General features: G+C 72.9%; 6 protein-coding genes and 1 pseudogene. 3 read left to right on the top strand and 4 right to left on the bottom strand.

Annotated features, from left to right (window positions below):
* Positions 1 to 194: 194 nt before the first annotated feature.
* Positions 195 to 878 carry an ABC transporter ATP-binding protein gene (locus AWZ10_RS00875; RefSeq protein ID WP_046706635.1) on the bottom strand — a complete coding sequence of 228 codons (684 nt, stop codon included), beginning with the start codon at positions 876 to 878 and terminating at the stop codon, positions 195 to 197.
* Positions 879 to 945: 67 nt separating this feature from the next.
* Positions 946 to 1,338 carry a hypothetical protein gene (locus AWZ10_RS00870; RefSeq protein ID WP_060890190.1) on the bottom strand — a complete coding sequence of 131 codons (393 nt, stop codon included), beginning with the start codon at positions 1,336 to 1,338 and terminating at the stop codon, positions 946 to 948.
* Between the two features lie 161 nt (positions 1,339 to 1,499).
* On the opposite strand from AWZ10_RS00870, the gene AWZ10_RS00865 reads away from it, so the two are divergent.
* From AWZ10_RS00865 to AWZ10_RS00855, 3 genes are all read left to right on the top strand, one after another.
* Positions 1,500 to 2,747 carry a sensor histidine kinase gene (locus AWZ10_RS00865; protein ID WP_060890191.1) on the top strand — a complete coding sequence of 416 codons (1,248 nt, stop codon included), beginning with the start codon at positions 1,500 to 1,502 and terminating at the stop codon, positions 2,745 to 2,747.
* 76 nt (positions 2,748 to 2,823) lie between these two features.
* Positions 2,824 to 3,627 (top strand): peptidoglycan-binding domain-containing protein, encoded by an 804-nt coding sequence (locus AWZ10_RS52820; protein ID WP_060890189.1) that lies wholly within the window; start codon positions 2,824 to 2,826, stop codon positions 3,625 to 3,627.
* Positions 3,628 to 3,707: 80 nt separating this feature from the next.
* Positions 3,708 to 6,098 (top strand): SpoIIE family protein phosphatase, encoded by a 2,391-nt coding sequence (locus AWZ10_RS00855; RefSeq protein ID WP_046706638.1) that lies wholly within the window; start codon positions 3,708 to 3,710, stop codon positions 6,096 to 6,098.
* Between the two features lie 54 nt (positions 6,099 to 6,152).
* Here AWZ10_RS00855 and AWZ10_RS00850 read toward each other — a convergent pair whose 3' ends face one another.
* Positions 6,153 to 8,057 carry a phosphatase PAP2 family protein gene (locus tag AWZ10_RS00850; RefSeq protein WP_060890188.1) on the bottom strand — a complete coding sequence of 635 codons (1,905 nt, stop codon included), beginning with the start codon at positions 8,055 to 8,057 and terminating at the stop codon, positions 6,153 to 6,155.
* Positions 8,058 to 8,153: 96 nt separating this feature from the next.
* Positions 8,154 to 8,566: pseudogene (locus tag AWZ10_RS00845) on the bottom strand (ATPase); the annotation flags it as partial.

Genomic DNA, 8,566 nt, shown 5'->3' with positions numbered 1-8,566 from the left:
GGGACCCCGGGGGGGGGGGGGGGGGGGGGGGCGGGCGGGGCGAGTGGGGCGTGGGTCGGGCGGGGTCCCGGGTCCGTTCCGTCGTCGCCTTGCGCAGCCGTCGCCTTGCGCAGCGGCGTCCGGCTCCAGCTCGTCGCGCCCCTGCCCTGCGGCGGAGCCGCATGTCGATGCGGCCCCGCGCCCCTACCGGGCGCTCACGCCACCGTGTACTGGCTGTAGCCGTTCACCAGGCCGTCCCTCACCCGCAGGACACGGTCGCAGTGGGCGGCCACCTCCGCGTCGTGGGTGACCATGACCAAGGAGGCGCCCTGGTCGCGGGTGACCGAGGTGAGGAGCCGGACGACCTCCTCACCGGTGGACCGGTCGAGGGCGCCGGTGGGCTCGTCGGCGAAGACGACGTCGGGTTCGACGGCGAGGGCGCGGGCGATGGCGACGCGCTGGGCCTGGCCGCCGGAGAGCTGGCCGGGGCGGCGGTGCTCCAGGCCGGCGAGGCCCAGCGGGGCGAACCAGCGGCGGGCCCGCTGCACGGCCCGACGGCGGGGCACGCCCTCCAGCATCAGGGGGAGGGCGACGTTCTCCTCGGCGGGCAGCTCGGGCAGCAACTGGCCGAACTGGAAGACGAATCCGAAGCGCTTGCGGCGCAGGGCGCTGAGCTTGTTCTCGCCCCAGTGGTCGATACGCTCGCCACGCAGCAGCACCTGGCCGTCGTCGGGGCGGATGATCCCGGCGAGGGTGTGGAGGAGGGTCGACTTGCCGGAGCCGGAGGGGCCCATGATGGCGAGGGACTCGCGCTCGGCGACCGCCACGTCCACCCCGGCCAGGGCGGTGGTGGGGCCGTACTTCTTGATGAGGCCGTTGCCGGCCAGGACGGTGCTCATGAGGGTGGCGGATCCTTTTCTGATTATTTCTGGTGGTTCCTAGCGTTTCATGATGGTTCCTGGCGTTTCATGATGGTCTTTTCCGGTCGGGCTGGACGCGCTCGAACTTCCAGGTGACGCTGGAGGCGTCGGCCTCGACGACGGTGACGGGAATGGACAGGTCCCTGCCGTCGCCGTCCTTCGCGGCGCACGTCACCTCGGTGCCGGGCACGGCCTTGAGGTCGGGGCACTTCACGATGGAGGTGCCACCGCCGATCCACGGCAGCGGGCTGTACTTCGCCGAGGTGCGGCCTGCGACGATCTTCCCGCTGAGGGCCTTGTGGCCGTCCACGGTCACGGTGGTGAACCTGTCGAGCCCGGTGGTCGACTCCGTACCGCTCATCGCGTAGGTGAGTACTCCGCCGCCGACGGCCACGGCCGTCACCGCGACGCCGGCGAGGACGAGAGGCTTGCGTTCCATGAGGTGCTCCCGGTGGAGAGAGGTGGGGGTGCGGCACCCAACCTCTCCCGGCGGCGGGGGCGCCCGCCTCGGCCGAACGGCCAGGCTTCACGGCCCCCGGACGCGCTCCCTCAGCCGTACGGCCGATACGGGGGCCACCGGAGCTGCCTACTGTGATCCGCGTGAACCTCGTGCTTCAGACCAAGGAACCTGCGGGCGGCGGCGGACGGCCCGTGCGCCCGGCCAAGCCGGGCTGCGTACGCGTGGGCGGCATCGTGGCCCTGTTCCTGGCCTGCCTGTCCGACTTCCTCATCCTGGGGACGGAGGAGGACACCGCCTACCTCTGGCTGCATCTGCTCGCCCTGGTGATCGGCCTCACGGCGCTGCTGTGGCCCGAGCGCCGCCGACCCGCCCGGCTGACCCCGCAGATACGGACAGGCGTCCCCGCGCTCGCCGCCGCCGCGAACGTGGTGACCCTGCTCGTGGCCCAGGAGAAGGGCGGCTTCGGCCCGGGCCAGGCGATCGTGCTGCTGTGCCTGCTGGTCGTCGCCGTCCGCACCTGCCCGCCCGGCTGGGCGCTGGCCTGCGGACTCCTGGACGGTCTCGTGCTGCTCGCGCTGCCGCTGCCGTACTCCGCCGTCGAACCGGACGTCGGCGTCCTCGGCGTGACCGCGGTGCTGTTGCTGTGCGGCGGGGTCACAGCCGCCGTCGCCGCCTATCTCCGCACCCTGGACCACCGCAGGACCCAGGTCGTCACCGAGACCCGCCGGGCGGAACGCCTCGCCATGGCCGCCGACCTGCACGACTTCGTCGCCCACCACGTCACCGGGATCTTGGTGCAGACACAGGTCGCGCGGATGATGGCCGACACCGAACCCGAGCGTCTCGATCCCGTCCTCGCGGGCATCCAGCGGGCCGCGACCGAGGCGCTGGCCTCGATGCGCCGCACGGTCGGTGTCCTGCGTGACCACGAGGACGAGAGCCGCACCGCCGACCGGCGCCCGGTCGGGGACCTGGCCGGCATCGACGAGCTGGTGCGCGGTTTCGACGGCGTCGGCGGTGTCGACGGACGCGCGGCCGTGCTGGACCACGACCCCGCCGTCCCCGACGACCTGCCGCACGAGGTGCAGGCCGCCGCCTTCCGCGTGGTGCAGGAGGCCCTGACGAACGTCCGACGGCACGCCGGCGACGCCACCGAGGTCACCGTCGCCCTCCGCCACGCCCATGGTGATCTGGAGGTCTCGGTGCGCGACGACGGACGTGGCGGCGCCCGGCTGCCGGAGGCGGCCCGGGGCGGCGGCTTCGGCCTCGTCGGTCTCACCGAGCGGGTCACCGCGCTCGGCGGCCGGATCGAGGCCCGGCCGCGCGAGGACGGACCCGGCTGGGAGGTCGTCGCCGTGCTCCCGGCCGTCCCCGTGAGCGCCGGGTGAGCTGAACCTCCCGGCCCGGCTTCCCGTATCTCCTCTCGGGGATGGCGGGAGACCGCGTGCACGGAAGGAGAACAGCGTGTCGAAACCGCCCGAACCGGGCCGGACGGCGAAGCGACCCACGATCGAGCCGACCTACGTCATGCGCCGACGCAGGACCGAGGCCCTGGCCGAGCTGCTGCGTGAGTTCGAGCAGTTCAAGGGGGCCACTGCCCCGGACGACGAGTACGAGACGGTCGCCGTACCACCGACAGCGGTACCGACACCGACAGCGGTACCGACACCGCCTCCCGCACCGGCACCCGTACCGGAGGCGAAGTCCGCTCCCGAGCGGATCCTGCCCCGGACGGAGTACGAGACCGAGGAACTGCCCCCGGTCATGGTCGGCGAGGACTTTAGCTCGGACACGGTCACGCGCGGTGAGCGGCGACAGCTGCGCCGGCGGCGGCGACAGGCGCCCGGCGGCGGATCCGGCCTGAAGCGCGCCGCAGTGGTCGTCGGCATCGGCGCTGCGGCCCTGATCGGCTTCGGTGCCGCGCTCCTGCTGCCCGGCGGCGACACGGAGAAGGAAGCACGCACCGTCACCCCCACGCCGACCCCGTCGGCACCCGCGACCTCTGCCCCGGCCGGGAACGACGGCGCCGACCCCGACGGCCCCGGCACCCTCCGCGTGGGCGACAGCGGCCCCCAGGTCGCCGAACTCCAGCAACGGCTGCTCCGTATCCCGAACGTCTACGACAACGGCTCCACCTCGGGCCAGTACGACGGCGTACTGAAGGAGGCGGTGGCGCGCTTCCAGCTCTGGTACGGCATCCGGGGCGACGAAACGGGCGTCTACGGCAACGACACCCGCCAGGACCTCGAATCCCGCACCCCGCTCTAGTCGCACGGCGGGGCGCCGTCCCGACACGTCACGGGCGTGCCCGGGTTGTTGCCCCGCCTCGGACGGACCATCCTGGCCATATGGTGACGAAGGCGTCCGGCGCGCCGCGGGCTGCCACGGCCGGTGAGGCGATGGCGGTCGTCGACGCGCGCGGCCTCGTCGCGGGGTGGAGTCCGGGAGCCCGGCGGCTCACCGGGTACACCGCCGGGGACGTGACCGGGCGGCCGGCGGCGGACCTCGTCGAGGGGGACGCGCCGACGGTGTGGCGGACGCTGCTGACGCACGGCGACACGGTCGTGGAGCTGCGCTACCGGGACGGGCGGCGGCACAAGGTGGCGCTGCGGATGTGCCCGCTGTGGGGCGCGGAAGGCGAGCGGCGGAGGTTCGTCGTCACCGCGACACCGAATCAGGCCGAGCGAGGGCTGGGCGAGCTGGCCTTCACACAGGCCTCGATGTCCATGTCCGTCTTCGACACCGGGCAGCGCTACCTGCGGATGAACGACTGGGCGTGCCAGGTCATGGGCCAGCCCGAGGAGGAGTTCCGGCACCGGTACTTCCCCGACACCGTGGAGGACGCCGAGCACAGCCAGGGCTTCCTGCGCCATCTGGAGATCGTGGTGGAGACCGGGCGACCGGTCCGCTACGAGAGCTGGACCCGTTCGCCCTCCGGTCGGCGCATGCACGCCTGGACCTCCGAGATGTGGCCGCTGCGCGGCCACTCCGGAGAGCTGATCGGCACCGCGCTCGCCGCGTTCGACAGCAGCGAACAGTTCTGGGCGCGCCAGCGCCTCGCCCTGCTGAACGAGGCCGCCGGCTCGATCGGCACCAAACTCGACGTCGTCCAGACCGCACGCGAACTCGTCGAACTGGTCGTACCCCGGCTCGCCGACTTCGCCAGCGTCGACCTCCTGGAGTCCGTGCTCCGGGGCGAGGAACCCGAGACGGTCCCCGTGGACGACGGTGTGGAACTGCGCCGGGCCGCGCATCACTCCCGTACGCCGGGTGTCCCGGAGGCGGCGATCGGCCTGGGCTCCGCCGATGTCTACCCGCCCACCTCGCCGCCCGCCCTCGCCCTGCTCACCGGCGAGCCCGTGCTCACCCGCACCGGCGACGCCTCCCTCGACTCCTGGTTCGCGCGGCACGGCGCACGCTCCGCCAAGCTCCAGGAGGCCGAGGACCACGAGCTGTCCCTGATGGCCGTACCCCTGGTCGCGCGTGGCACGACCCTCGGTGTGGCCGTCTTCGTCCGCATCCTGACGCCCGAGCACCCCGACGCCTTCGACCAGGACGACATGTCCCTCGCCGAGGAACTCTCCAGCCGGGCGGCCGTCTGCGTCGACAACGCCCGCCGCTACACGAAGGAACGCACGACCGCGCTGGCGCTCCAGCGCAGCCTGCTGCCGAAGACGGTCGCCGGACAGGCGGCCGTCGAGTTCGCCTCCCGCTATCTGCCCGCGCTGTCGCAGGCCGGGGTGGGCGGCGACTGGTTCGACGTGATCCCGCTGTCCGGCACCCGGGTGGCGCTGGTCGTCGGGGACGTCGTCGGCCACGGCATCCAGGCCTCCGTCACCATGGGCCGGCTGCGCACCGCCGTGTGGGCGCTCGCCGACGTCGACCTGCCGCCCGACGAACTGCTCACCCACCTGGACGACCTCGTCGAGCATCTCGCGGCCGGTGACGGCACGGGCGACGGGGAGATCGGCGCGACCTGTCTGTACGCGGTGTACGACCCGGTCGACGGCAACTGCTCGATCGCCTCGGCCGGGCATGTGCCGCCCGTGGTGGTGTTGCCCGACGGCAGTGTGGAGGTCGTCGAGGTGGTGGCGGGACCGATGCTCGGTGTCGGTGGACTCCCGTTCGAGGCGCGGGAGCTGGCGCTGCCCGAGGGATCGGTCCTGGCCCTCTACACCGACGGTCTGGTCGAGGCCCGCGACCGTGACGTCGACACGGGCACCGCCGCCCTGGGCGCGGCGCTGCGGGGGTCGGTGGCCAGTCTGGAGAGCGCCTGCGACGCCGTGCTGAAGGCGCTGCTGCCCGACAAACCGGCCGACGACGTGGCCCTGCTGCTCGCCCGTACCCGTGCTCTCGACGCGGAACAGGTGGCCGTCTGGAACCTCTCCGACGACCCGTCGCTGGTCGCGGGCGCGCGCAAGCTGGCCACCGACCAGCTCACCCGCTGGGGCCTGGAGGAGGCCGCCTTCGTCACCGAACTCGTGGTCAGTGAACTCGTCACCAACGCCATCCGCTACGGCGGCGCCCCCATCCAGCTGCGTCTGATCCGCGACCGCACCCTCATCTGCGAGGTCTCCGACGCCAGCAGCACCTCACCCCATCTGCGCCGGGCCCGCAGCTTCGACGAGGGGGGCCGCGGCCTGCTCCTCGTCGCCCAGCTCACCGACCGCTGGGGCAGCCGCCCGAGCGGCGCGGGCAAGACCATCTGGGCCGAGCAGGCCCTGCCGCCGAGCCCGTGAACGACTGTTGGGGGCGGCTTGCGCCACCCCCAACAGCCTTACCGGCGAGGGAAGTTAATGCTTCCGCAGGCGGACCGACACACCGTGTGCGGTGAAGACCTGCTCGGCCGTCCAGCCCTCGACGGCCACGGAGACCTCGGCGAACCGGCCCTCCAGGGACCGCGCATCGACGACCGCCACCGTGTCGCCGGAACGCGGCGCCTGCTCGGCGTCGAAGCGGACCACCAGCTTGCTGCCCCGCTCCAGGACCGCGCGCCTGTCCACCGCGAGGGCCGGGTCGGTGCCCCGGTCCAGGGTCACGTCGAGGACACCGGCCTGCGTGTAGTCGCCGCGTACGCGGACGGTGTGGTCGCCCGTGGCCAGCGTGCCACCCTTCACCCGTAGGTCACCGCGGCCGAAGGCCTCCGTCGAGCCCGCCGCGAGGACGCCGGCCTCCACGACGGTGTCGCCCTTGTACCGGTTGGCGCCGGCCAAGGTGAGTGAACCGCTGCCCCGCTTGACGAGACCCCCCGAGCCGTCGATGTCGTTGCGCCAGGTGTCGGCCGCGTCGAAGCCGCCGCGCGCGGCGTCCAGCGTGACGGTGACATCCGAGTCGAAGACGCCGTAGCCGTCGGCCGCCGCGAACAGGTTGAGCCGGCCCCACTGCTCCCAGCCGTCCAGCAGGACGTACCCGGACGGCAGCGCCGTCGTGCGCAGCACCTCGCGCCGCTGCGCCGCGTCGAGGTACGGCAGGCGCGTCTCCAGCAGGACCTCGGCGCCCTTCGGGACCGTGAGGCCCTCGGCACCGCCGCGTCGGCGCAGCACGTACGTCAGCTTCGGCTCGACCACACGGGCGTTGGCGAGGCGGTCGGCGTACCGGTCGTCGGCGTCCGAGTGCGCGTAGGTGAACAGCGTGTCGGCGGTGGTGCCGGTCCTCGCCTGGAAGTACTCGGCGGCCTGCTTGCGCGCGGCGGCCTTGAGCGCGGCGTTCTTCGGGTCGGCGAGCGCGGCGGCGGCCAGCGCGGTGGCCATGACCCGGCCGCCGAGGACGTCGACCGTGGAGTGCATGCCGGACATGATCCGGGTGTGGCTCAGCTCGAAGGCGCGGGTCACGATCTCCTGGAAGCGCTCCGGGACCGCGTACGCGAACGCCAGCGCCGCCAGGTGGAAGGCGTTGGTGTGGCCGCTGGGGAAACCGCCGTCCTCGGCCGGGTTCTCGCCGCGCTGCCGCAGGAGCTGCTTCACGACGACGACGTCGGAGTCGTAGACGGGGAACCCGAGCTCGTCCGTCGTGCCGGTGTCGACGACCTCGCTGTCCTCGTTCATCCGCCACGGACGCGGGTACTGGAACGTGAACTTGGCGGGGTTGCCCGAGGCGAACGGGCCGCGCACGGTGTCGACGAGTCTGGCCACCTGGCCGAGGTCCGAGTCGTACGAGCCGGCGCCCAGCGCGGAGCCGGCGGGCGCGCCGGCGGGCACGGCGTCGTTGATCTTGCCGGCCGGGATGCCGTCGGGGGCGGCGGTGATCGAGGTGACCGCCTTGGCACCCGAGCGGTAGAGCCCGGCCAGCGGGCCGAGCGCCTCGATCATGGCGTAGCTCTGGTGCTGCCGGTCGTAGACGAACGCCTCGCGGGCCTGCGCCTCCGTACGGCGGCCGGTGAGGCGCGCGCAGTAGCGCATGTTGTCGCGCAGGATCTCCGGCATCAGCGGGGTGCCGGTGTTCCAGGCGCCTCCCGTCTTCCAGATCTCGGCGAAGCCGCCGAGCGCGCGGACCACGGCGTTGGTCTCGGCGGTCTGGTTCGCCGTGATGTTGGTGGTGTAGTCGTCGACGAACGCGGCGAACGCGGTGGCGGCCTTGGCCTCGGGGGCCTGCCACAGGTTCGCGAGGGTCGGAGCGGCGATCAGGCCGGCCGAGACGCCGAGGGAGTTCCTGAGGAAGACGCGGCGGTTGAGAGCGTGGTGCCCGGCAGATGACGGCATGGAGCGCCGCTCCTTTCGCGAGGTGATGATCGGGTGCGGGCTGAGCGTGTGGTTGACGAATGACCGGTCGATGTCCGGTCGGCGACCGGACGGTGATCAGCGGGTGACCGGTCGGAGGAGAGTACGTGAGAGTGCCAACGCCCCTTCGACCGGAGGCACTTGGAGCACATGCGGTCGCGCGGACGGTACAGCGTCCAAGAGCGCTTCGGCGAATGCGCAGTACAGGGCGGGCCTGGAGAGGATCGTCCCGCCGGCCACCACCACGTCGTCCACGGTGACCCCGCGGGCGGCGAGCCGTGCCACGAGCGAAGCGAGCGCGCGGGCTCCTTCGGTGATCACCCGGTGGGCGAGGAGAGAGCCCTCCTCGGCGGCTTCGAACACCACGGGCGCGTGCCGGCCCCAGTCGGCGGACACGTCCGTGGCCGCCTCCAGCGCTCCGCCGAGAGCCGGGACCTCGCTCACCGCGAAGGCGGCGACGAGCCGGTCGGCGAGCGCGTCGGGCGCCTCGC

The sequence above is a fragment of the Streptomyces europaeiscabiei genome (assembly GCF_001550375.1).
In the GTDB taxonomy this organism is placed as follows: domain Bacteria; phylum Actinomycetota; class Actinomycetes; order Streptomycetales; family Streptomycetaceae; genus Streptomyces; species Streptomyces europaeiscabiei.
This window is presented reverse-complemented; position numbering and strand designations above follow the sequence as displayed.

Bases quoted from the DNA above. Each gene is read 5' to 3' on its own strand.
- AWZ10_RS00875 (WP_046706635.1), bottom strand. From the start codon at position 878: ATGAGCACCGTCCTGGCCGGCAACGGCCTCATCAAGAAGTACGGCCCC.
- AWZ10_RS00870 (WP_060890190.1), bottom strand. From the start codon at position 1,338: ATGGAACGCAAGCCTCTCGTCCTCGCCGGCGTCGCGGTGACGGCCGTG.
- AWZ10_RS00855 (WP_046706638.1), top strand. From the start codon at position 3,708: ATGGTGACGAAGGCGTCCGGCGCGCCGCGGGCTGCCACGGCCGGTGAG.
- AWZ10_RS00850 (WP_060890188.1), bottom strand. From the start codon at position 8,057: ATGCCGTCATCTGCCGGGCACCACGCTCTCAACCGCCGCGTCTTCCTC.